General features: G+C 72.9%; 19 protein-coding genes. 9 read left to right on the forward strand and 10 right to left on the reverse strand.

Annotation, left to right across the window (positions count from 1 at the left end; genetic code table 11):
* Positions 1-30: 30 nt before the first annotated feature.
* The 6 genes from WMF20_RS07345 to WMF20_RS07370 form a co-directional block, all read right to left on the reverse strand.
* The gene (locus WMF20_RS07345; protein ID WP_129573663.1) at positions 31-513 is read right to left on the reverse strand and encodes a serine/threonine protein kinase; all 483 of its coding nucleotides are present in this window, start codon (positions 511-513) and stop codon (positions 31-33) included.
* A 14-nt stretch (positions 514-527) separates the two neighbouring features.
* Positions 528-1,502, reverse strand: coding sequence for a DUF4349 domain-containing protein (locus WMF20_RS07350; RefSeq protein WP_437611853.1), 975 nt, complete (start codon positions 1,500-1,502; stop codon positions 528-530).
* A 167-nt stretch (positions 1,503-1,669) separates the two neighbouring features.
* On the reverse strand, positions 1,670-2,245 hold the full coding sequence (locus WMF20_RS07355; RefSeq protein ID WP_437611855.1) for a CDP-alcohol phosphatidyltransferase family protein: 576 nt from the start codon (positions 2,243-2,245) through the stop codon (positions 1,670-1,672).
* 136 nt (positions 2,246-2,381) lie between these two features.
* Positions 2,382-2,816: a universal stress protein gene (locus WMF20_RS07360; RefSeq protein WP_437611857.1), complete on the reverse strand. Its 435-nt coding sequence runs from the start codon at positions 2,814-2,816 to the stop codon at positions 2,382-2,384.
* A gap of 332 nt (positions 2,817-3,148) precedes the next feature.
* Positions 3,149-3,580, reverse strand: a complete 432-nt coding sequence (locus tag WMF20_RS07365; protein ID WP_437611859.1) for a DUF4398 domain-containing protein — start codon at positions 3,578-3,580, stop codon at positions 3,149-3,151.
* Positions 3,581-3,588: 8 nt separating this feature from the next.
* Positions 3,589-3,945 carry a DUF4398 domain-containing protein gene (locus WMF20_RS07370; protein WP_129573667.1) on the reverse strand — a complete coding sequence of 119 codons (357 nt, stop codon included), beginning with the start codon at positions 3,943-3,945 and terminating at the stop codon, positions 3,589-3,591.
* Positions 3,946-4,746: 801 nt separating this feature from the next.
* Between WMF20_RS07370 and WMF20_RS07375 the strand changes: the two genes are divergently transcribed.
* The 5 genes from WMF20_RS07375 to WMF20_RS07395 all read left to right on the forward strand — a co-directional run bounded on the left by WMF20_RS07375 (position 4,747) and on the right by WMF20_RS07395 (position 11,860).
* On the forward strand, positions 4,747-5,622 hold the full coding sequence (locus WMF20_RS07375) for a hypothetical protein (RefSeq protein ID WP_129573668.1): 876 nt from the start codon (positions 4,747-4,749) through the stop codon (positions 5,620-5,622).
* Positions 5,623-5,873: 251 nt separating this feature from the next.
* Entirely contained in the window at positions 5,874-7,661 is a 1,788-nt protein-coding gene (locus WMF20_RS07380) for a protein kinase domain-containing protein (protein WP_437611862.1), read from the forward strand.
* A 102-nt stretch (positions 7,662-7,763) separates the two neighbouring features.
* Positions 7,764-8,756 (forward strand): DUF362 domain-containing protein, encoded by a 993-nt coding sequence (locus tag WMF20_RS07385; protein WP_437611864.1) that lies wholly within the window; start codon positions 7,764-7,766, stop codon positions 8,754-8,756.
* A 4-nt stretch (positions 8,757-8,760) separates the two neighbouring features.
* Positions 8,761-10,662 carry a 4Fe-4S binding protein gene (locus tag WMF20_RS07390; RefSeq protein WP_437611866.1) on the forward strand — a complete coding sequence of 634 codons (1,902 nt, stop codon included), beginning with the start codon at positions 8,761-8,763 and terminating at the stop codon, positions 10,660-10,662.
* A gap of 52 nt (positions 10,663-10,714) precedes the next feature.
* Positions 10,715-11,860: a hypothetical protein gene (locus WMF20_RS07395; protein ID WP_437611868.1), complete on the forward strand. Its 1,146-nt coding sequence runs from the start codon at positions 10,715-10,717 to the stop codon at positions 11,858-11,860.
* Between the two features lie 65 nt (positions 11,861-11,925).
* On the opposite strand, the gene WMF20_RS07400 is transcribed toward WMF20_RS07395, so the two are convergent.
* Positions 11,926-13,662, reverse strand: a complete 1,737-nt coding sequence (locus tag WMF20_RS07400; RefSeq protein WP_437611870.1) for an ABC transporter permease — start codon at positions 13,660-13,662, stop codon at positions 11,926-11,928.
* A 228-nt stretch (positions 13,663-13,890) separates the two neighbouring features.
* On the opposite strand from WMF20_RS07400, the gene WMF20_RS07405 reads away from it, so the two are divergent.
* The 4 genes from WMF20_RS07405 (at position 13,891) to WMF20_RS07420 (ending at position 19,298) form a co-directional block, all read left to right on the forward strand.
* Complete coding sequence (locus tag WMF20_RS07405; RefSeq protein WP_437611872.1) at positions 13,891-15,795, forward strand: serine/threonine-protein kinase; 1,905 nt, start codon at positions 13,891-13,893, stop codon at positions 15,793-15,795.
* 52 nt (positions 15,796-15,847) lie between these two features.
* On the forward strand, positions 15,848-17,242 hold the full coding sequence (locus WMF20_RS07410) for a CCA tRNA nucleotidyltransferase (protein ID WP_129573674.1): 1,395 nt from the start codon (positions 15,848-15,850) through the stop codon (positions 17,240-17,242).
* A 371-nt stretch (positions 17,243-17,613) separates the two neighbouring features.
* Positions 17,614-18,933 (forward strand): hypothetical protein, encoded by a 1,320-nt coding sequence (locus tag WMF20_RS07415; RefSeq protein ID WP_437611874.1) that lies wholly within the window; start codon positions 17,614-17,616, stop codon positions 18,931-18,933.
* A 176-nt stretch (positions 18,934-19,109) separates the two neighbouring features.
* Positions 19,110-19,298, forward strand: coding sequence for a hypothetical protein (locus tag WMF20_RS07420; RefSeq protein ID WP_437611876.1), 189 nt, complete (start codon positions 19,110-19,112; stop codon positions 19,296-19,298).
* Here WMF20_RS07420 and WMF20_RS07425 read toward each other — a convergent pair.
* From WMF20_RS07425 to WMF20_RS07435, 3 genes are all read right to left on the reverse strand, one after another.
* Positions 19,286-20,590, reverse strand: coding sequence for a guanine deaminase (locus WMF20_RS07425; RefSeq protein WP_437611878.1), 1,305 nt, complete (start codon positions 20,588-20,590; stop codon positions 19,286-19,288). The genes WMF20_RS07420 and WMF20_RS07425 overlap by 13 nt on opposite strands.
* Entirely contained in the window at positions 20,587-21,198 is a 612-nt protein-coding gene (locus tag WMF20_RS07430) for an SH3 domain-containing protein (protein ID WP_437611880.1), read from the reverse strand. Before WMF20_RS07430 ends, WMF20_RS07425 begins: the two co-directional genes overlap by 4 nt.
* Positions 21,199-21,285: 87 nt before the next feature.
* Complete coding sequence (locus WMF20_RS07435; RefSeq protein ID WP_129573678.1) at positions 21,286-22,377, reverse strand: formylglycine-generating enzyme family protein; 1,092 nt, start codon at positions 22,375-22,377, stop codon at positions 21,286-21,288.
* Positions 22,378-22,386 lie beyond the last annotated feature (9 nt).

The raw sequence follows: 22,386 nt of genomic DNA on the forward strand, positions 1-22,386 counted from the left end.
ACCGCGCGGCGGACGCGGGCAGCGCGCGGATCAATCGGGCAGGAAATTGCGGATGGACCAGTCGATCTGCTGCTGGTGGCGCTCGACCAGCTCCTTCTTGCCGCCTGCCTCGTGGAGGAAGACGTGATCGTCGTCGACGAAGACGGTGAGGTAATAAAGGTGCGCCTCCTTGCCCTCGTCGTGCCCGAAGCGCAGCTGGACGCCCGGCAGGCCGCTCCGGCTCTTCACGTCGGCCTTGCCGAGCAGCGCGTAGCCGCCGCCCTCGCGCAGCCGCTTCTCGACCACGCGGGACCAGAACGCGAGATCGCCCTCCGGATCGTTCTCGAAGGCGCGGATCCCGAGCACCAGCCCCTCGGCGGTGGTCGCGCGGTACTCGTCGTCGCCGTAGCGATCCCCGAGGTCGACGAAGCCCGGCGGGGTCGCGGGCACGAAGGGCCGGCCGCAGCCGAGCGGCGCCGCGGCGCCGGCGAGCGCGGCGATGAGGACGAAGGCGTGGCGGAGGGAGTGGATCATCGGAAGCGCCCGGGTCACAGGTTGAGGAGCCGCGAGAGGCCGAGCTCGTTGAGCCAGTCGATCGGGAGCCGCGGGCCCGACGGGGTGATGGTCTCCGTCGAGCGCGGCTGGAACGAGACGGTGAGGGTCGAGAACGCGACCCGGTCGCGCAGGAACTTGAGGCGCCCCTCGAGGCGCTCGAGCTCGCTCGTGACGCGCGCGAGCTCGCGCTCCAGCTGGATCGACTCCTCGACCTTCGCGGCCCTCTCGAGGAGCTTCTCCAGGCGATCGCGCACGGCCCGCGCGTTCCGGATGCGGACCCCGAGGTCGAGGAACTCCTCGGTGACGTCCTCCGCGACCACGTTGCGCTGGAGGACGTCGCCGAGGCCCTCCAGGCGCCTCAGCGCCTCGTCGAACCGGGCGGCGGGGACGCGGATGGTGATCGCCCGGTCGTCGCGGCGGGCGAGGAAGCCGCCGAGGTCCCGCGCGAGCTCCTCGACCTTGCCGAGCGACGCGCCCACCTCGAACACCGCCATCGCGACCTGCGCCGTGTAGACGAGGAGGGGCGCGGGCGCCGCGCTCGCCTCGGCGGCCCCCTGCTGCGCGCCCTGCGGCCCGGCGGCGGCCGGCGCCGCCCCGGGCTGCGGCGCAGGGCTCGTCGGCGCCGGCCTGCTGGTCGCCGCGGGCTGCGCAGGGCCGGGCGCCCCCCGCCCGGGCGCCGGCGGCGCCGCCTTGGCGAGCGCGACCGAGCTCGACGACGCGTCGACCTCGATCTCCGGCTCTCCGCTGGTCCTTACGGCGCTGGACCTCTCCATCGCCGCGGTCGGATGCATCCCCACGGTCGGATCCGGCGGCGGCAGGGCCGGAGCCTGCGTCGCCGCGTACATCGGGGCGCTCTCGGGGTACATCGACGCGCTCGCGGCGTCGCCCGCCTTGGAGCGGCTGGATGCGCAGGCGACGGGGCCTGCGAGCACGGCAAGGAGAGCCCAGGCGGGCAGCGTTCTTCGCATGGTTCCTCGGAGCGTGGAGCCGGTGACAGGCGCAGAACGCGCTGCCCCGGCCGACCTTACACCACGGCAAGGCGCCCGCGCCGTGCCGCGCGACGCGCTCCCTCGCCGGGGGCCGGGCAGCTCGGCAAGACCTCCGGCTGCCGGGGGGGCGAGGAGGGGCGAGCGAGCTAGCCGCCCGCCTCCGGCGGGCTCTTCGCCGCTGCGGGAGCGCGCCGGAGCTGGCGCGCCCAGTACGAGACGCCCGCCGCGGCGCCCGCGCCCGCCGCCGCCGCGAGCATCGCCGGCAGCGCCCCGGGGAGCGCGATCGCGGCGAAGACCGCCCCGAACTGCACCGCCGTGGCGAGCTTGCCCGGGATGTTGGCGCTCGCGGTCGAGAGGCGCGCGCCGCGGAAGCGGCGGCTCACCGCGATCCAGAGCGCGAGCGGCAGCTCGAGGAGCTCGCGCGTGAGCAGCGCCGGGATGCCCCAGAGCGGGAGCGAGCCGCTCTGGAGCAGCGTGGCGACCACGGCCAGCGCGAACACCTTGTCCGCGATCGGGTCGACGATCGCCCCCGTGCGGGTCACCTGACCGGAGCGGCGGGCCAGCCAGCCGTCGAGCACGTCGGTGAGCCCCGCGCAGCAGAGGACGGCGAGGGCGAGCGCGGGGCGCGTGGCCACGATCGGGAACAGCGCCGCGAGCGGCAGCCGGGCCAGGCTCATGAGGTTCGGCGGGAGCGCGAGATCGCGCGCAGACAGGGTCGACATGCGAGGAGCTCCATGCGGCGCAGGTGCGCCGCAGAAGGGGGTGGTCCTTGCTCACGTCGAGCGCGATCGAGCCCGCCGCGCCCTGGCCGGCGGCAGCGCCGGCCGCCCTAGAGGAGACGCACGCGCGCGTGCGCGATCAGCTGGCCACGCGCACGGTGAGCACGGGGACGCTGCTCTTGCGGATCACCTGCTCGGCGACGCTGCCGAGGAACAGGTGCGAGATCCCCCGGCGGCCGTGGGTCCCCATGACGATCATCGCCGCCCGCAGCTCCTCGGCGGCGGTCAGGATCTCGGTCGCGGGATCGCCCTCGCGCAGCGCCGTCTCGAGCCCGCCGGTCCGGGCCGAGAGCTGCTGGACCGCGCGCGACGCGGCGGCGCTCACCTCGGCGTGGAACCCGGGCATCAGCGCCGGCTCCAGCCCGGGGTACGTGTAGACCGGGAGCTGGTAGACGTGCAGCAGCACGATCTTGTGCCCCAGCCTCGCCCCGAGGTCCTTCGCGAGCTCGATGGCCTTCATCGACGCCGCCTCGAAGTCGACGGGGACCAGTATCACGTTCGCGCCTTCCTTCATCGCGCTCTCCTCGCACGCGGGACCGAGCGTCCCTTCGACCTTCGACCGCTGCCCGCCCCCGGGACGCTTTCGCCGCCGGCGGAGGCGTGCCGCGCGAATCTTGGATCCAAAAGCCGGTCAGTCCCAGGAGAAACTGCTCCGCCGAGGCGGAGCTGACGCCCGGGGCGGTAGCCCGCGCGCGACGGCGCTCGCCCCGATCCCGGCGGCGGATCCGGGCGGCGCGGCGGGCGCAGCGCTGCGGGACGGCGCAAGCGGGCGCGGCGCGGCCGCCGCGCGGGATCGCGGCCGCGATCACCGGGCGGGTTGCTGGGGCCGTGCGCGCGCGATCGACGTCAGGGCTCGAGGACGTCAGGCTCGAGGTCGACGTCGTCGGGAAGAGCGGGGGGACGGTCGCGCGCCGCGGGCCCACGCGCGCCGCGCGCGCCTCGGGCGCGGAGCCCTTCGAGGGTCTGCCGCGCGCGCGCGAGCGCGCTCTGGTTCGCGCGCACGAGCGACGTGAGCAGCGAGCACTGCGCCCGCCGCCGCGCGACGTAGGCGGCGTCGCGCGCCGCGGCGGAGCGCGGGCGCTCGCGCGCCTCGCGCTCGGCGATCGCGAGCGCCTGCTCTGCCCGCTTGAGCTCGGCGATCGCGAGCGGCGAGAGCGGGTTGTCCTGCGCCTGCACGACCGCGGCTCGCGCCGTGACGAGCTCGGGGGGCGGCCCGGCCGCGCCCCGCGCGCAGCCGGCGAGCGAGAGGGCCATCGCGAGCGGAGCTCCGGCGCGCATGCGGCCTCCTACCGCGCCCCCTCGGCGAGCGTGCTCGCCTGGTCCAGCGTGCGGCCCGCGGCGTCGCGCAGCCCCGCCTCCCTCACGATGAGCGTCGAGAGCTCCGCGTCGACCTCGGCCCGCCGCATCAGCCAGCGGGCGGCCTCCAGATTGCCCACCGACAGTCGCCGCCTCGCCTGCGCGAGCTCGCTCCGCGCCAGCGCGAGGTGCATGGCCGCGCGCCGGTCCGCGCCGGCGCCCTCCTGCGCTGCCCCGCAGATCGCCGCCTCGGCGCGGGCGAGCTCGGGCGGCGGCGCCGGCGGGCGGAGGGCGGCGCACCCGGCGAGCTCCAGAGAGACCATCACGAGCGCGATTCTGGCGAGCATTTGCGTGAATTCCCGATCTTGCGGCGCGCGAGTGCAACCGTTGCTCCCGGCGCGCGTCCGGGACACGGCAGTGCATCGAACAGGCCAGTACGCGCCCTGCGCGCGAGCTGCTCGTTGCGGTGGGGGCGTTCCGCTGCGTGGCTCTGGCGCCACCATGCTGCTGGCGCTCGTGGGCGCGCGTCTCGCCACTTGCGCAAGGGATTGCGTACTTGCGCATCGGACGGCGATGCCCTTCGGCCCCGCGCTCGAACGCGCGCACCTCCCGCGGCGAGCGGCGCTCCGGAATCGACAGCTCTCGCCGTAAACTTCCACGAGGGCAATCCGAGCGGAGCGGTGACGGCCGCGGCGCGCTGCTCGTCGCGCGGTGCCAGGGACACGAGCTGGATGGTCAGGGACAGGACGCGCGCCGCCAGGGACAAGTGCCCGAACCGATCGCGACCGGCAGCGCCCTCGCCAGGGACACGGAGCCAGTCGCCAGGGACAAGCGGTGGGGCGCCAGGGACATGGAGCCAGTCGCCAGGGACAGGAGGTGAGGCGCCAGGGACACCCCGGCGCGTCGTCGCGTGTCCCCGGCGCGGCGCCCGCCGGGCACGGCGCTTGGATCTCCGTCGCCCTGTCGTGCAGCTCCCGCGTCCCGCGCGCTCCGAACCCCATCCTGGGCTGCTTGTGGGGCGAGAAAGATCGAGAGTTACGCGATCTGGTCCTTGTGAAGGGGGAGCCCGGCCAGGGCTCTCCGGAATGGATACCCGGGATGGCGGGGCCGGACGGGGTGGCCGGCGCCGCAGCCCAGGGGAGGTCGACATGACGAAGAAGAGCGATATCGAGCGGTGGTCCGACGTCGTGCAGCAGATGAACGCCGCCGATCTTCCGGCGAGCACGGTGCCCCTGCACGTGCTCCTCGGGGAGGCGGTGGACGTGGCGAAGTTCTTCGAGAAGTACTGGAAGACCCAGGTCGACGCCCAGAAGCGGGTGACCCGCCTGGGCCTCGAGTCGGCGGTCCCGAAGGACGGCAAGAAGGGCGATGCGGCGCGCCTCGGGCCGAAGACGGCGGAAGAGATCCTCTCGCTCCAGCGCGCGACGCAGGAGGCGCAGACGCGGTATCTCCTGACCGTCGAGAAGAACAAGAGCCCGCGCGAGCGGGGGAAGTTCCTGCTCGGAGAGATCGGGGCGACGCTGAGCTTCTACTTCGACGACGGCGTCGAGGACGAGCGGGACGAGATGCTCGCCCGGATCGACGCGGCACACGCGGGGGATCCCGACACGGCGGACGCGCTCGCGAGCGCGCTCCACGACTACGCGACGCTCGGGGAGAAGCACCGCGACGCGCTCGACGGGCTCGGCGGCTTCCAGGCGGAGTACCTGGACGAGGCGCGCGCCGTGGCGGCCGAGCTGCGGAGCCTGCCGGCGCAGGCGGAGGCGATCTCCCGGCAGGCGCAGGAGGCCCTGCAGCTCCGCAACAAGCTGGCGGCGCTGCTGATCGAGCGCATGGGCCTCGTGCGGTCCGCGGCGCGCTTCGTGTTCCGGAGCCAGCCCGAGATCGTGCGCGAGGTGACGAGCGCCTACGAGCGCCGCAAGCGCGCCGCGGCCCGGCGGAAGGCCCAGCCGGGCCCTGCGCCCGCGGCGCCTTCGCCCGCAGCGCCCGCGCCGGCGGCGCCGGCCGCGCCGCTCGACGGCTGAGCCGCCAGTGCCTCCCGCGGGCCGAGCTCCTGCGCCGGCGAGGGCCGTGTAGTACGCTCTCGCCATGCGTGGGCTGCGTCCGCGGACCGCTTCCGTGAGCAGCCCCCGCCTCGACGCGGCGCGCCGCGCGCGAGGCGGCCCGCGGCCTTCCGCGTTCGCCAGGCTCCGCGAATAAACCCCCGGCGCCCGCCGTCTCCCGCCTGCCGGCTTTTTTCTCCGCGCTCGCCGCTTCCGCTACCCTGGCAACCGCCGTGCCGCCCGCCGATCCGAGCCTCCGCACCACGATGGTCCACGCGTTCGCCGTCACGGTGGCGGACCCGTCGAGCCTGGTGCGCACCACCTCGCGCGGCGGCACCGACGACCCCGCCACCAGCAGCCGCGGCCCCTCGATCCTCCCCGACGTCGGCCAGATCGTCGGCGGGCTCTACCGCCTCGGGCGCCTCCTCGGGCAGGGCATGTTCGGCAAGGTCTACGTCGCCCAGCGCATCGACGTCCCCGAGCACCAGGTCGCCCTCAAGCTCATGCCCCGCTCGCTGTACGCGATGCGGAACGTGGAGCGCGAGCTCGTCATGCTCGCCACCGTCGGCCACCCGCACGTCGTCCAGCTGAAGGACCACGGCATGAACGCCGACTACGTGTGGCTCACCATGCCCGTCTACGAGGGCGAGACCCTCGCGCAGCGCCTCGAGCGCAGCCCCCTCGGCATGCGCGAGGCGTACGACATCTTCCTGCCCGTCGCGCGCGGGCTCGAGGCGCTCCACAGCGCAGGGCTCCGCCACCAGGACGTCAAGCCCGACAACATCTTCCTCGCGAGGTTCGCCGGCCGCGTCCACCCGATCCTGCTCGACCTCGGCGTGGCCGCGGAGCGCGAGGCCTCCTTCTGCGCGGGCACGGCGCTCTACGCCTCGCCCGAGCAGATCCGCGCCCTGAACGGCTTCCCCGGCGTCGTGCCGCTGAGCGAGAAGATGGACACGTACGGGCTCGCCACGACCCTCCTCTACTCGCTCGTCAACCCGAGGGACTTCCCGGGCGAGTCCGCGCAGACCCGCACCGAGCTCGCCGCGTCCCACGACGTCCGCGCCGACAAGCCGCTCGCCGACAACGCGCTGCCCGACCTCACCGGGCGCCCGCGCCAGATGTTCCAGGACGCGCTCCGGCGGTGGCTCGCGATCGACCCGAACGAGCGCCCGTCGATGACCCAGCTCGCCGAGGAGCTCGACGTGCTGCTCGAGCCGGAGCGCGAGGCCGAGCGCGAGGCCGAGCGGCTGCGGATCAAGCAGAAGACCTCCTACCTGCGCGTGCGCATCGCGGCCGGCGCCATGACCCTCGTCGGCTGCGCGGTCGTGCTGCTCGGCTTCTCGAAGCGCGAGACCCTGCGGCTCGCCAACGAGCTCGAGCACGCCCGCCAGAAGGGCGCCGAGTCGTTCGACAAGCTCGACACCTGCGTCGCCTCCCACCAGATCGCGGAGGCCGAGAAGAACGCGTGCCGCACCGCCCGCGAGCAGGATCGCGTGGAGTTCAACGAGACGCTCGCCGCCCTCCAGAAGAGCGACTCCATGACGGAGGCGGAGCACGCCCGCCAGATCCAGTCGCTGCACGCGACCCAGGCGTTGCGCCTCAAGGCCTGCGAGGACAGCGCCGGGGCCGCGCAGAAGGCCGCCATGGAGGACCGCGAGCGGCTCGCCGAGGCCGAGAAGGCGCGCGCGGCGATGGCCGCCGAGCGCGACGAGGCCAGGGCGCTCGCCGACCAGCGCGCCGCCGAGCTCGCCGCCGCGACGCAGCTGCGCGCCGCCTGCGACGCGGAGCGCGCGAGCTGCGCCGCCGAGCGCGACCGCCTGAGGGCCGAGGCGGCCGATCCCTACGACGCGCCGCCCTCGCCGGGGAGGCCGGCGGCGCCCGCCGCGAGCGGCGCGCTGCCGCAGCTGCCGCCGCCGCCGGCGAGCGCGGGCGCGCCCCCCGCGACGGGCGCGCCCCCAGCAGCGGGCGGGACGACGGCGACCCCGGCGGCCTCGGCGCCGTCCGCCGCCGCTCCTCCCTGATCGCCGGCGCTGGAAGGCGGCCCACGTCGTCGCCGCCAGGCCGCCTCTGCTTGTGGCAGCCGCCCGGGGAGGCTATCCGTAGGGCCAGGGAAGGCGAGGGCCATGGGTGACATCTCTCGACGTGAAGTGCTGCGTCGGCTGGGCGCAGCGGGCCTCGTCCTCGGGGGCGCGGCCGGGGTCGCGGCGGCCCGGTGGGACCGCGGCGGCACCGCGGCCGCCGCGCCCGAGCGCCAGCAGACGCGCGACTACCGGCTCCGCGACGCGCCCGCCGGGGTGCCCCAGCTCGTCGTCGCGCGCGCCGGCGCCGAGGCGCTCGCCGGGGGCGCGCCGGACCCCGCCGCCCTGGTCCGCAAGGCGGTCGACGCGCTCGGCGGGATGCGCCGCTTCATCTCGCGCGGCGACGTCGTGGTCGTGAAGCCCAACATCGGGTGGGACCGCACGCCCATCCACGCCGCCAACACGAACCCCAAGGTCGTGGCCGAGGTGGTGCGCCTCGCCTACGACGCCGGCGCCAAGAGCGTCATCGTCACCGACGCCTCGTGCAACGAGCCGAACCGCTGCTTCCAGCGCTCCGGCATCTGGAAGGCCGCGTACGACGTCGGCGCCGAGGTCGTCATCCCCGCCGCGCACCGCTTCCGCGGCATGCGCCTGAAGGGCGAGGTGCTCGACGACTGGCCCGTCTACACGCCGCTCGTGAACGCGGACAAGGTCATCAACGTCCCGATCGCGAAGCACCACAACCTGTCGAAGTACACCGCGGCGATGAAGAACTGGTACGGGGCGCTCGGCGGCCGGCGCAACCGCCTCCACCAGAACATCGACGTGTCGATCGCCGACCTCGCGACGTTCATCCAGCCGACGCTCACGATCGTGGACGCCGTCCGCGTCCTCATGCGCAACGGGCCGCAGGGCGGGAACGTCGCCGACGCGAAGGACATGCACACCGTGATCGCGACGACCGACCAGGTCGCCGCCGACGCGTACGGGTGCCAGCTCATCGGCCGCAAGCCCGAGGAGATCCCGTACCTCAAGATGGGCCACGAGCGGGGCCTGGGCACGATGCACTGGCAGAACCTGCGGCTCGCCGAGGTGTAGTATCATGGCCAACTCCGATCCGACGCCGGCCGGGCCGGCGCACCGTCCCTCGGCGGCTGCGGCGCCCGCGGCGCCCGCGAAGGCGAGCCCCCGCGGCGCGACGGCGCCCGCGGCGCGCGCGGTGCCGACGAGCGCCAACCCCTGGGCCGCGCTGCTGCGCAAGGCGGGCGCGATCGTCCGGCCGGGCGCGAAGCGGCGGCCCGGCTCGGGGCTGCCGGCGCGCAAGGCGATCCAGGTGCTCGTCTGGGTGCGCCGCGCCGTGCAGGCGGGCTGCCTCGGGCTGTTCCTCTACTTCCTGTTCCAGACCGGCTTCCGCGGCTCGTTCGCCTCGTCCGAGGCGCGCGTCCGCCTGCCGCTGCCCGTCGAGGGGTTCCTCCTCGCCGACCCGTTCGTCGGGGCGATGACGCTGCTCTCGACGCACACCGTCTACCGCGGCCTGCTCTGGTCGCTCGGCATCCTCGCGCTGACGCTCGTCTTCGGGCGCGTGTTCTGCGGCTGGATCTGCCCGTTCGGCACGCTCCACCACTTCTTCGGGTGGATCTTCCCGTCGCGCTACGGCAAGGGCGGCAAGCGCGTCGAGGCGAACAAGACGTACGCGCGGCAGCGGGTGAAGTACTACCTGATGTACGCGTTCCTCGCGGCGAGCGCGGCCGGCAGCGTGATCGGCGGCCTGTTCGATCCGATCTGCGTGGCCGTCCGGGCGATCGGCCTCGCGGTCATCCCGGCCGCGCAGTACGTCGCCGGCGTGGTGACCGGCTCCGCGGCCGCGACCGGGAGCCGGCCGGTGCAGACCGCCGCGGACCACGCGCAGGATTTCCTGGCCGCGAGCGTGTGGCAGACGAAGCAGTTCTACTTCCACCAGGCGTGGTTCGTCGGGATCCTGTTCGTCGCGATCCTGTTCATGAACCGCTTCATCCCGCGCTTCTGGTGCCGCGTGCTCTGCCCGCTCGGCGCCTTCCTCGGGGTGTTCGCGCGCTTCGCGCTCTTCGGGATGCAGAAGGATCACGCGAAGTGCACCGACTGCAACCTGTGCCTCGTGCACTGCCAGGGCGCCGACTCGCCCCAGGGCGGCGTGAAGTGGCGGCAGGACGAGTGCCACATGTGCCTCAACTGCGAGAACGCCTGCCCCGAGGACGTCATCAAGTTCCGCTTCCTGCCGAACCGGAAGAGCGCCCTCGTGACGCCCGACACGGGCCGCCGCACCGCCCTCGCGACCGCCGCCGCCGGCGCGGTGCTCATCCCGACCGCGCGCATCGCCGACGTGCTCGACGCGAACTACGACCACCGCGTCATCCGGCCGCCGGGCTCGGTCGAGGAGCGCGAGTTCCTGGAGCGCTGCATCCGGTGCGCCGAGTGCATGAAGGTCTGCCCGAACAACGCGATCCACCCGGCGTTCTTCGAGGCGGGGATCGAGGGGCTCTGGACGCCGATCGTCATCCCGCGCATCGGGTACTGCGAGCACTCGTGCGTCCTCTGCGGCGACGTGTGCCCGACCGGCGCGATCCAGAAGATCACCGAGGAGCAGAAGATGGGGATCGGCCAGAAGCCGATCTCGATCGGCACGGCGTTCTACGACCAGGGGCGCTGCCTGCCGTGGTCGATGAGCGTGCCGTGCATCGTGTGCGAGGAGTTCTGCCCGACGTCGCCCAAGGCGATCTGGGTCGAGGAGGTCGACATCCCGAAGCGCGAGCCCGTCGCCGCGGAGCACGGCAAGGAGCCGCCGATGAAGATGGTCCACGTGCAGCGCCCGCACGTCGATCCGTCGCTCTGCATCGGCTGCGGCGCGTGCGAGAAGGTCTGCCCGGTGCAGGACAAGCCCGCGGTCTACGTCACCAGCGTCGGCGAGACCCGCTCGAAGACGAACGTCATCCTTCTTGAGGACACGGATTACAACAAGGGATCTTGACCCGGGCGCGCGCCTGCTCCGCGCGGCGGGAACACGGCAGGAGGCAGCTCGGGTGCGCACGCTTCGCTTGTTCGGGATCTTCTCGCTGGCCGCGCTGTGGGGCGCGCCCGGCTGCGGCGAGCCGTTCACGGCGGCCGAGGCGTCGGACGCGTCGTCGTCGAGCTCGGGGGGCGGCGGAGGCGGCGGCGACGGGGGCGGGGGCGGCGCCGGCGCCGCGACCTCGTCGTCGTCCTCCTCGGCGGGAGGAGGCGGCGAGGGCGGCTGCGCGGCGTGCAAGGCCGGGGAGTTCTGCACGGCCAGCGAGACGTGCGTGCGCTGCGCCGACCGCGGCGCCGCGCTGTCGTTCGTCGCGCCGACGGCGATCGAGGTCGAGGGCTCGAAGCCCGCGTTCCCGCGCGTGCGCGAGGAGCCCGGCGAGGGCGAGGGCGCGGCGACGCAGCGGCTCGTCTACGTGGCCACGTTCGGGTCGAGCGACGCGCAGATCGCCACGGCGACGGGGCGGCCCTGGACGGCGGGCGAGGTGGTCGCGAGCCCCGTGGTCAACTCGCCGCAGTCGGAGTCGGGCCCGCTCCTCCTGCCCGTCGACGCGCCCTCGCCGCGCGAGGATTTTCCCAAGGGCTCGCTGCTCTTCGATCGCCTCCTCGCGGGGCCGGGCAGCCTGCCGTTGCTGCTCGTCGCGGACGAGCTCGGGGCGACCCGGGCGGAGACGTTCGACGCGCTCAACCTGGACGGGGGGAGCCACTCGGTGGCGGTGGCCCACGGCGTTCAGCCCTACCGGTACTGGTTCATGAACAAGCACCAGGACGGCGGGCAGATCACGAGCCGGCTCCTCACGACGCTCGCCGACGCCGCGGAGGTGCAGGAGCTCCACATCGTCCTGCCCGGCGACTGCCCGGCGCAGGGCGACGACCTCGCGCCGTGGGTGACGCCCGACGGGAGCTTGCTCTTCTTCCAGGCGCCGTACAGCGCGCGGGGCGACTGCGCGCAGGCGTCGGTGCTGCGGAGCTTCTATGTGAGGCTCGGGGCCGACGGGCTGCCCGTGCCCGGGGAGAAGGCCAAGATGCTGCTGGCGAGCCTCAAGCCGGAGATCGCGGTCATGACGCCGTCGCTCTCGCCCGATGAGTGCACGCTCTACGTCGCGTCCGACCTCGACACGGTCGACCGGCGGCAGCGGCTCTACGCGGCTTCGCGGCGGTAAGGAGGCCTCGGCGAGGCGCCCGGCCCTCGGGGAGAGGGCCGGGGAGCGCGGTCAGGAGGGGGAGATCACTGCGCGCGGAAGCCCTCGGCAGGGCGCAGGCGCCCGGCGTACAGGCTCGGCGCGACGGTGGCCAGGAGGCAGATGAGGATGGCGACGTCGCCCGTGATGGCGAACGCCTGCGGGGTCGCGTGCACGGGGAGGCGGGAGATGAAGTAGACCTTCGGATCGAGCGGGAATCCGTAGACCAGGAGCCCCTTGCACACCGCCACGCCGAGCAGCAGCCCCAGCGTGGTGCCGGCGAGGCCGATGATCCCGCCCTGGTACAGGAAGATGCGCAGGATCTCGGAGTCCGTCGAGCCCATCGCCTTGAGGACCGCGATCTCCTTCTTCTTGTCGAGCACGACCATGATCAGCGTCGCGATCACGGTGAACGCGGCGACGACGATGATGAGCCCCAGCACGACGCTCATGAGGAGCTGCTGGACGACCAGCGCGGTGAAGAGCCCGTGGTTCAGCTCCTCCCAGTCCATCGTGTAGTAAAGCCCGTTGCTGAGGAGGTTCGTGATCTCGCGCGCGATGTTGCTGGCGTTGTCGATGTCATCGACCTTCATCTCGACGCCGGTCACCGTGTCGCCGTGATCGTAAAACGCCTGCGTCTCGTAGAGATCGGCGTACGCCAGCTTCGTGTCGTACTGCTCGAAGCCCGCCTCGAAGAGCGCGATGACCCGGAACTGCTTGGCGACCGGCGGCTTGATGGCGCCGTCCGAGAACGAGAAGCCGATGGTCGGCGAGGTGACGGTGACGCACTCGCCGATGTCGAGGGACAGGTTCTTCGCCAGCCCGGCGCCGATGACGATGCCCGGCAGCTTGGCGACCCGCTCCTTGTCCGCGCAGGGATCCGGATCGACCTCGGGCGGCAGCTCGTCGTCGTCGGGCAGCTTGCTGCCGTAGCCGCCCTCCGGCTCGATCGCACCCTGGGGGGCGCCCGCGTCGAGCGCGGGCTCGGCCTCCTCGGCGCCAGCCTCCGCGGCGACGTCGAGCTCGGCCGGCGGAGGCGCGGGCTCGGCGCCGGCGCCCCGCGCGGCCGCCTTGCGCTCGTCCTCCAGGATGCGCGCCTCGTACGCCTTCAGCAGATCGAACTCCCCGCCAGCGTCGGGCTCGAGCGCGCCGCGGGCGCCCTTGTCCAGGAGAGGAACGTCAGGCAACGACGGCGACGGCGGCGGCGCGCGCTCGGCGGGCTTCGCCCCGGGGCGCCGCAACCCGCTGAGATCGCCGCCCGGGAGGACGTACCGAGGCAGATCGAGCACGGGCACGGCGGCGCCGTCAGCGCCCACACCGAGGCTCCTGGCCGGGTCGACCCCTTTCACGAGCACGTTTGTCGCGGTCGCGTCGCCGTGCGTCAGCATCATGGGATTGATGCTGAAGGGCGCCGCGCCGATCACACCCGGCACCTTGGCGACCTGATCCATGACGGACCGGTATTCCCGGAAATCCGTGGAGTACTTGATCACCAGGACGTGAGCGTTGACCCCGAGGACCTTGTCGCGGAACTCCGTCCGGAAGCCGCCGGTCACGCTGATCACGGTCGCGAGCGCCGCGACACCGAGCGCGACCCCGAGGATCGCGAACGTGGTGCCGACCGAAACGAACGCCCGCTTCTTGGAGCCGAGGTACTGCAGCGCGACCCGGATGGTGTAGCGCTGCGTCGCGATATCGTAGATCAGCGCGGCAAGAACCAGAAGAACTACGACATTGAGGGCAATCCAGGCCGTGTAGAGCGCGACCTTGATGGGGTAGCTCATCGCGGAGCCCTCCTAGCAGAACGCGGCGCGCGCGGCACGGTGCCCGCTGCGCCGCAGAGGGCAGCGCGGCTGTGCCCCGTCGCGGCGGCTTGCGCCCCGGCGCCACCGGCCGCGCGGGCTTTCGCGGGCGACGTCCGCGGCCCTCGCTTCCCGGACCGAACACCTGCTAGGATCCGACCCTGCCGCTGATGCCGGCATGTGGCGTGCACCTCTGCCCGCGAGCCTTTCATGAGCGCCACCAAAAACGAGCACCACACCGCGCGCAGCAGAGTTTTCGAGCAAGAGGCAGGCGCGCTCGATGAGGCGCCGGCGTCGCGCCCCAGCGGCGCGGCTGGCGGAGCTCGCGCGTCCGGCGTCGGCGCCGCGTTCGCGCCCGCGGTGGAGCCCGAGGGCGCAGGCGACGACGTGCCCGTGGACGTCGAGCTCCGGCCCTCGTCGAGGCCCTCCAGGTCGGGCTGGGTCGAGGGGCCGGACAGCGAGATCCCGCCGAGCTTCCGCGCGCCGCCGCCGCTGCGCCAGAAGACCCCGCGGCTCGGACGGCAGAGCGAGCCGGACGCCGACGAGGTGAGCGGCAGGACGAGCGCGGCCCCGATCAGCGAGGCGGAGCCCTCCCTGGAGATCCCGCCGCCGGACGAGGTCGAGCCGCGCGAGCGGCGGCCGCCCGGCGCGAAGGATCCGTACATCGGGACGACCTTCGATCACCGGTACAAGATCGAGCGGCTGCTCGGCGAGGGCGGGATGGGGTTCGTCTACCTCGCCCGCCACAAGGTCATCGACAAGCGCGTCGCCGTGAAGGTGCTCCGCGCCGAGCTCGCGCGGGACCGCGAGATCTTCGAGCGCTTCGTGCAGGAGGCCCGCGCCGCGTCGAGCATCGGCAACCCGCACATCGTCGACATCTCCGACTTCGGCGACCTGCCGGACGGGTCCACGTACTTCGTGATGGAGTACCTGGAGGGCGTGAGCCTGGCGCAGCTCATCGACTCGCCGAACGAGCTGCCGATGGACCGCATCTGCCACATCGCGCTGCAGCTGTCCGCGGGGCTCGCCGCCGCGCACGACGCGGGCATCATCCACCGCGATCTCAAGCCGGACAACGTGTTCGTGGTGGCGCGCGGCAGCGACCCGAACTTCGTGAAGATCCTCGACTTCGGGATCGCGAAGGTGTCGACCAGCACGACGACCAAGCTGACGCGCGCCGGGGCGGTGTTCGGGACGCCGCACTACATGTCGCCCGAGCAGGCCGCCGGCGCGCCCATCGATCACCGGACCGACATCTACTCGCTCGGCGTGATGCTCTACGAGCTCGTGAGCCGGCAGCTGCCGTTCAACGCCGACAACTTCATGGGGATCCTGACGCAGCACATGTACAAGGCGCCGGTCCCCATCCGCGCGCTCGTCGGCGGCCCGGACTGCCCGCCGGGGCTCGAGGCGGTGATCCTGAAGTGCCTCTCCAAGAAGCCGGAGTCGCGCTACCAGTCGATGAGCGATCTCCACGACGACCTCGAGCGCGTGAGGAGCGGGGGCGTGCCCGGCGCGGTCGCGGAGATGATGGCGCGCTCGGGCGGCTTCAACGTGCCGCACGACTACTTCAAGACGTCGAAGGTGATCGTCCCGGCGACGCCGCCGTCGCCGCCGCGCTCGCCGTGGCCGCGCTACGTGTGGGTCGCCGGCGCGGCGGCCGCGGTGGGGATCGTGACCGCCATCTTCGTCATCGGCGCGAGCGGGTCCGCGCGGGACACGGGCTCGCAGGCGCCGAAGCCGCCGGTCGAGGCGCCGGCGGCCAGGCCGGTCCCCGCGCCGCCGCCCGCCGTGCAGAAGACGGTGGTCGCGCTGGCCGCCGTGCCGGAGACGGCGGTCGGCTACCGCAACGGCGTGGAGCTGCGGCTGCCCGCGAGCATCGACGTGGAGCAGGGGCAGACGGTCACGATCGACATCCGGGCCGAGGGGTACCACCCCAGCACGGTCGTGCTCGACGGGACGGAGCAGAGCAAGCTCGTGAAGCTCGTCGAGGTCGACGAGAAGGGCGGCTCGAAGGTGAGGGCCGGCGGGACGCCGCGGCCGCCGCCGCAGACGACGGCCAAGCCGCCCAAGGGCTCGGACGTGCGGGATCCCTGGGCGCATCAGAAGAAGTGAGCGGCTGCTCGGCGCGGGCCCCGCTCTCCGGGCGCCGTGATAAGCCGCGGGGGTGACCCAGATAGCTCACCTCATCGACCTCGTCCCCGAGGACGTGCTCGGCATCTGTCGCCGCCTCCGCGAGCGCGGCAAGCGCGGCTGGATCGTCGGCGGCTGTGTGCGCGATCTGCTCCGGGGCGAGCCCGCCAAGGACTGGGACGTCGCGACCGACGCGCGGCCGGAGGAGGTCATGGCCGCGTTCCGGAAGGTGATCCCGACCGGGATCCAGCACGGGACCGTGACCGTCATGGTGCGCGGCGTGCCGTACGAGGTCACGACGCTGCGGGGCGACGGGACCTACAGCGACGGGCGGCGGCCGGATCGGGTCGAGTTCGTGGACGACATCACGGCCGATCTCGCGCGGCGGGACTTCACCATGAACGCCATCGCGCTCGATCCGGTGGACGGGCACCTCATCGATCCGTTCGGCGGGCAGCGGGATCTCGAGGCGAAGATCATCCGCGCGGTGGGGGATCCGGCCGAGCGCTTCGCCGAGGACGGGCTGCGGGTGCTGCGCGCGGCGCGGTTCGCGGCGACCCTGGAGGGCGCGCTCGATCCCGAGACCGAGCGCGCCATGGGCACGGCGCGGTCGCACCAGACGTTCCGCTGCGTGAGCGCGGAGCGGGTGCGCGACGAGTGGCTGAAGGCGATGCGCGCGCGCCGCCCGAGCGTGGCGTTCGAGATCATGCGGCGCACGGAGCTGCTCGGGATCACCTGCCCGGAGATGATGGAGTCGGTCGGGTGCGAGCAGAACCGCTGGCACGCGTACGACGTGTGGGGGCACGCGATGGCCTGCCTCGACGCGTGCACGCCGGAGCCGATCCTCCGCGTGGCGGCGCTGATGCACGACATCGGCAAGCCGAGGACGCGCGAGTTCTCGGAGAAGACCCGCGACTACACGTTCTACGAGCACGAGCGGGTCGGCGCCGAGATGGCCGAGCCGATCCTGTCGCGGCTGCGCTTCTCCAACGACGAGCGGGCGCGGATCGTGGCGCTCATCCGTCACCACCTGATCTGCTACGACGACTCGTGGACCGACGCCGCGGTGCGGCGGTGGCTGCGGCGGGTGACGCCGGCGCTCGCGCCGGATCTCTACGAGATCGGGGTCGCCGACGCGCTCGGCAAGGGGCGCGAGGTGACCGAGGACATCGCGACGATCGGGCGGCTCCGGGCGCGGGTGGAGGCGATGCTCGCCGCGGGCGCGGCGCTGTCGGCCAAGGATCTCGCGGTGAACGGCAGCGTTCTGATGAAAGAGCTCGGCATCCCGCCGAGCAGGCTCGTGGGGGAGATCCTGGAGCGGCTCGTCGAGCTCGTGACCGAGGAGCCCGAGGCGAACACGCCCGAGCGGCTGCTCGCGGCGGCGCGGGAGCTCGTCGCCGCGAAGGGGGCGGGCGCGCAAGGGTCGTAAGGGGGCAGGCGTCGACGAGCCTGCCCGGCCCTGCGCTGGCCTGCTCGGCGCGCTTCGCGTGTGCACGAGGGTGGTATCGACGGGACGCGCGGACCCTCCTTGTCGCGCGTCGAGCCCGTTCACCCGCGCTCGGCCATCTCCTCGCTCCTTAGGGGCGCCTGTCCCAGATCGCGAGTCCATCGGTCGCAGACAAGGTACATGGACCGACAACGGTGGACGGTTGTCTACCTGCCGTCAGGCTCGATTATTTCATGCCGATCGCATCCATCCGGACGTGTCTCTGGTAACATCCGTTGCTGCGCACTATCGCGCCCCCCATTGGGAGGTCCATTTTGAAGCTCTCGACGAAGACGCTTGTTGGGCTGATTGGTTTGGGTTTGCTTGCGGCGGCGGCATCCATCGGTGGATGCTCCGGCGGGGGTGGTGAGGCGAGCTCCGGCAACAACGGCTCTGGCAGCGGCAGCGGCGGCGGGGGCAGCGATACGACCGGGAGCGGGCTCGGGGACGGCGGCGGGCTCCAGTTCGATGGAGGGACCGAGGACGGGTCGCTCAACGAGGACAACGCGTGTGTCGCGACGAAGCTGCAGGCCGATTACGAGCAGCGGCCGGCCGACATCATCTTCCTCATCGACAACTCCGAGAGCATGACGGACGAGATCAACAGCGTCCAGCGGAACATCAACCAGAACTTCGCCTCCATCATCGAGCGGAGCGGCATCGATTACCGCGTCATCATGATCTCGAAGCACGGCAGCTCGGCTCTGGAGCAGTCGGTCTGCATCGAGGCGCCGCTCGGCAGCGGGAGCTGTTCGCCGGTCCCGACGACCCCGAACACCAACCCGCCGCACTTCTACCAGTACAGCCTGGAGGTCAGCAGCGTCAACTCGCTCTGTCTCGCCATCGACACCCTGAAGGGCGCGATCCCGCCCAAGGGGGAGACCACCTCGCCCGGGTGGTCGCAGTGGCTGCGGCCGGACTCGCTCAAGGTGTTCGTCGAGATCACCGACGACGGCGTCGACTGCTCGACGATCTCGCTCGGCGCGGACGCCACGAAGACCGACGAGGGCGACATCGCTCTCAAAGATATCGACGACGATGACATGGAGACCTTGGCCGGAGGCACCAAGGCGGCACAGGACTTCGACGCGGCCCTGACGAAGCTCGCGCCCGAGCTCTTCGGCTCGCCGAGCGCGCGCAACTACATGTTCTTCAGCTTCGTGGGCATCGTGGAGAACACGCCGCCGACCGCGCCCTGGCCGCCGGAGGAGCCCGTCACCTGGAAGCAGTGCCGGCCCGGCTCGGTCGACCCCGGGACGACGTACCAGACGCTCAGCGTGATGACCGGAGGGCTGCGATATCCGATCAACCAGTACGACACCTACGACGCCGTGTTCCAGGCGATCGCCGACAGCGTGATCTCGGGCGCGAAGCTGTCGTGCGAGATCGAGGTGCCCAAGGCGCCAGGCGGGCACTCGATCGATCTGGAGACGGTGCAGATCGAGTTCACGCCGAGCAACGGCGGGCAGAAGCAGACCTTCTCCCAGGTGAAGACGCCCGAGGAGTGCAAGCCGATGTCCTTCTACATCGACGAGGGGATCATCCGGCTGTGCCCGGACACGTGCTCCATGGCGGTCCAGGACAACTCGGCGGGCATGAACCTGCTCTACGGCTGCTCGGTCAACCCCAACTGAAGCGAGGAGGCGCTCCCGGGCGCATCGCGCCGGGAGCGCCGCTCCAAGGCGCCGCCCGGCCGGCGAGCGCCGGCGCGGCGGATCGCGGGAGCCGGGCGCCCGGGCCTGCTACCCTGCGAAGGCAGATGCGGGTCGATGTGGCGTGCCGTGCCGGCCACGGCGGAAGCGAGGAGCCCGTGGCGTTCACCCTGGGGGAGCGCCGCGTGCGGGTGACCGAGATCCTCGACAGGTGGCCAGGGGGCGATCACCTCTACTTCAAGGTGCGCGGGGACGACGGGGCACGGTACATCCTGCGGCGCGATTTCGAGATCCTCGTTTGGGAGCTCGAGGTGTACGAGGCATCCACGGACGCCTACGGTGAATGATGGGGGGGAGCTCCGAGGCGGCGGAGGTGGACGGGGCGGCCGCGGACGAAGGCGCGGTGGACGGCGGCGGTCTCGGGGGCGAAGACGAGGTGATTCAGGAGGTCCGCCTCACCGAGGATGTGCTCGGGGAAACGGACGGCGATGAAGTCGGCCTCCTTGCCCGACTCGAGGCTGCCGATGACCCGGCCGAGCCCGATGGCGTCGGCCGTGCCCTGCGTGGCCATGACGAAGAGCGCGGACGGGAGGAGGCGGTCGCCAAGACAGAGGGCATTGTCGAAGGCGCTCGACATGCCGCGGCGCATGTCGAAGCTGCGCCCGGCGCCGACGTCGCTGCCCAGCCCGACCGAGACCGCGCGGGCGCGCGCGTCGGCGAGGCGCATGCGACCGCTGCCGAGGAAGAAGTTCGAGTCGGGACAGTGGACGACCGACGAGCGGGTCTCGGCGAGGCGATCCCACTCGCGCGGCGAGAGGTGAACGCCGTGCGCGAGCAAGGCGCGCCCGGTGAGCAGGCCGACGCGGTCGTAGACGTCGATGTAATCGCGCGCCCACGGGTGCTCGCGCAGCGTGGCCTCGCCCTCGGCAGGCGTCTCGGCGACGTGCGTCTGCACGAGGAGGTCGTGATCGTGAGCGAGGAGCGCGGCCGCCTCCATCAGCCCGCGCGAGCACGACAGCGCGAAGCGAGGGGTGATCGCGAACTCGAGCAGGCCGCCGCCCGCGCCGTGCCAGCGCTGCACGAGATCCCGGGCCGCCGCGATCGCCTCGTCCCGAGGGGCACGGAGCGCCTCGGGGCAGTTCTGGTCCATGAGCGTGAGGCCAGCGATGCCGCGCAGGCCAGCGCGCAAGAGGGCGCCGAAGAGCTGGTCGGTCGCGCCGGCGCACGAGCTGGAGAAGACCACGCACGTCGTCGTGCCCGACGCGACGAGGCGCGCCGTGAACTCGCCCGCGACGAGCGCGGCATAGCCGCCGTCGCGGAAGCGCGCCTCCTCGGGGAACACCGACCGCTCCAGCCAGTCGAGCAGCGAGCCGCTGGCGCTGCCGATGATGCGCGTCTGCGGGAAATGGACGTGCGCGTCGATGAAGCCCGGCATCAACACCGATGGCCGCAAGTCCAGCACCGGCCCCCGGAAGGCGCCCGGGGCGAAGGGCGCCGCCTGCGCGATCCGACCGTCGCTGCCGACCACGAGCAGCGCGTCGTCCAGGTAACGGACCCGATCGCCGTTGGACGACGCCGCGAGCGGGGTGAGCAGGCGACCGCGGTAGGCGCGCGGCGACTCCGGCGGCCGCGCGCTCATCGGATGGCGATCTCGCTCCGGCGCGCCCAGCCCATGATCATGTTGCCCCCGTCGTGCTTCATGACGAGCGCCCACGCGCCCGACTCGCGCACGACCATCACGAGCTCCCCCGCGGCGACGGCGCCGATCCGGGCGCCGTCCGCCCGCGGCTCGTCGAGCAGCGTGACGCTGCGCGAGGCGATGCCCGCCTGGAGGCGCGCGGGCGCGGCCGGATCGTCCTCCTCGTCGAAGGCTGGGCCGTCGTCGTGCGGCGACCGCGGCTCGTCGGCGCCGGGGTCGTCGTCGAAGGGGAAGCGGGCGCGGGCCTGCGCGCGGCCCGCCGCCGGGGAACGCCCCTCCAGGAGGTGCGCGAACCGGCCGGCGCCCTGCACCGGCGACCGATCGTCGACGATCGCGCGCAGCACGAGCGGCGCCGTCGGGAGCGCCGCGACGGCGGTGGCGGCGAAGAGCGCGAGGCCGGTCAGCCGATCGAGCCGGCGCGCGCGCGGCGGCGCAGGCGCGGCGCCCGGCGGCGGCTCCGCCCGGGCAGCGAGGCGCGTGCCGGCGTGCGCGGCGCGCACGTCGCGGGAGCCAGGCGAGGCACCCTGTCCGGCGGGGGAATCGTCCATCAGCGCAGAGGATACGCGCTGCGGCCAGCGCGGTCGACTGCGCGGCGGCGCGGGCGACGGCCGAGGGCCCGCCGGCCGGCGAGCGCGTCAGCGGAGCTCGCGCGGCAGCGGGGCGGCGGCAGGATCGCCGGAGACGGCGCGGTCCGCCGGCGCGGCCCCCGCGGCGCCCGGGTCCGCGCAGCAGCGGAAGCCCTGCTGGTAAAACATGTGGTTCTCGTCGTGCGAGCGGGTCGAGGGGCGGCAGCGCGTGCGGACCGGGCCCCAGTAGCCGCCCTTCAGGATGGAGGGGCGCTCGCCTTCGCGGACGGAACGGGTCCACTCGTCGATGTTGCCGGTCATGTCGTAGACGCCGAAGGGGCTCCGGCAGCGGGGCTGGACGCCGGACGGCATCCCCTGCCAGAGCCGATCCATCTCGGCCATGGCGGCGGGGCCGCCCCGCGGGCGCAGCGCGGTCTCGATGAACGGGCGCCACGGCTGGTCGACGACGCACGCTTCCGGGTCGCGGACGTAACCGTACGGGTAGGGCCGCGCCTCCTCACCCTCGCAGGCGAAGGTCCACTCGGCCTCGTCGCAGAGGCGCTTGCCCTCCTCGGCGCAGAGCTCGTTCGCCTCGTAGAACGAGACGAGGATGAACGGATAGACGCCCTTCTGGTTGGGGTACTCGTAGCGATCGATGCAGAAATGCATCGGCTTCGTGTCGAGATCGCCCGACATGGCGAGCCATTTCTCGCGATCGAACTCCGCGCACCGCTCCGGGTAATCCCTGCTGATCCAGTGCTTGCAGGTCGTCCGCTGCATCTCGTCGATGGAGCGCAGGTCGCCCTGGGCCCTCGGCGCGGGGTCGAGCTTCATGAGGCCGGAGACCTCGACCATGCCCGTCGAACAGACGCCGCGGTTGCCCTCGATCTGGTCGGTGGCCTCGCGCGGCTCGGCGGGGGACGACGCGATCTGCCAGTGGCGGTCGCGCACGAGGCGCCACTCGAACCGGAGCCGGCGCGGCAGCGCGCCCGTGATGGCGCCGGTGGCGAGCGTCGGCGGCACGGCCGGCGCCTCGGCGAGCCGCACCACGAGCAGCGCGAGGGCGGCGACGCCCAGCGCGAAGCCGGCGGCGACGGCAGCGCGCAGCGCCCTCGCGCGGGGGGGCGCGGGCTTCCGCGGCGAGTGGGCGTACCTGTGCATGCTCCCTCG

This window comes from Sorangium sp. So ce834 (assembly GCF_051521425.1).
GTDB classification, from domain to species: Bacteria; Myxococcota_A; Polyangia; order Polyangiales; family Polyangiaceae; genus Sorangium; species Sorangium cellulosum_D.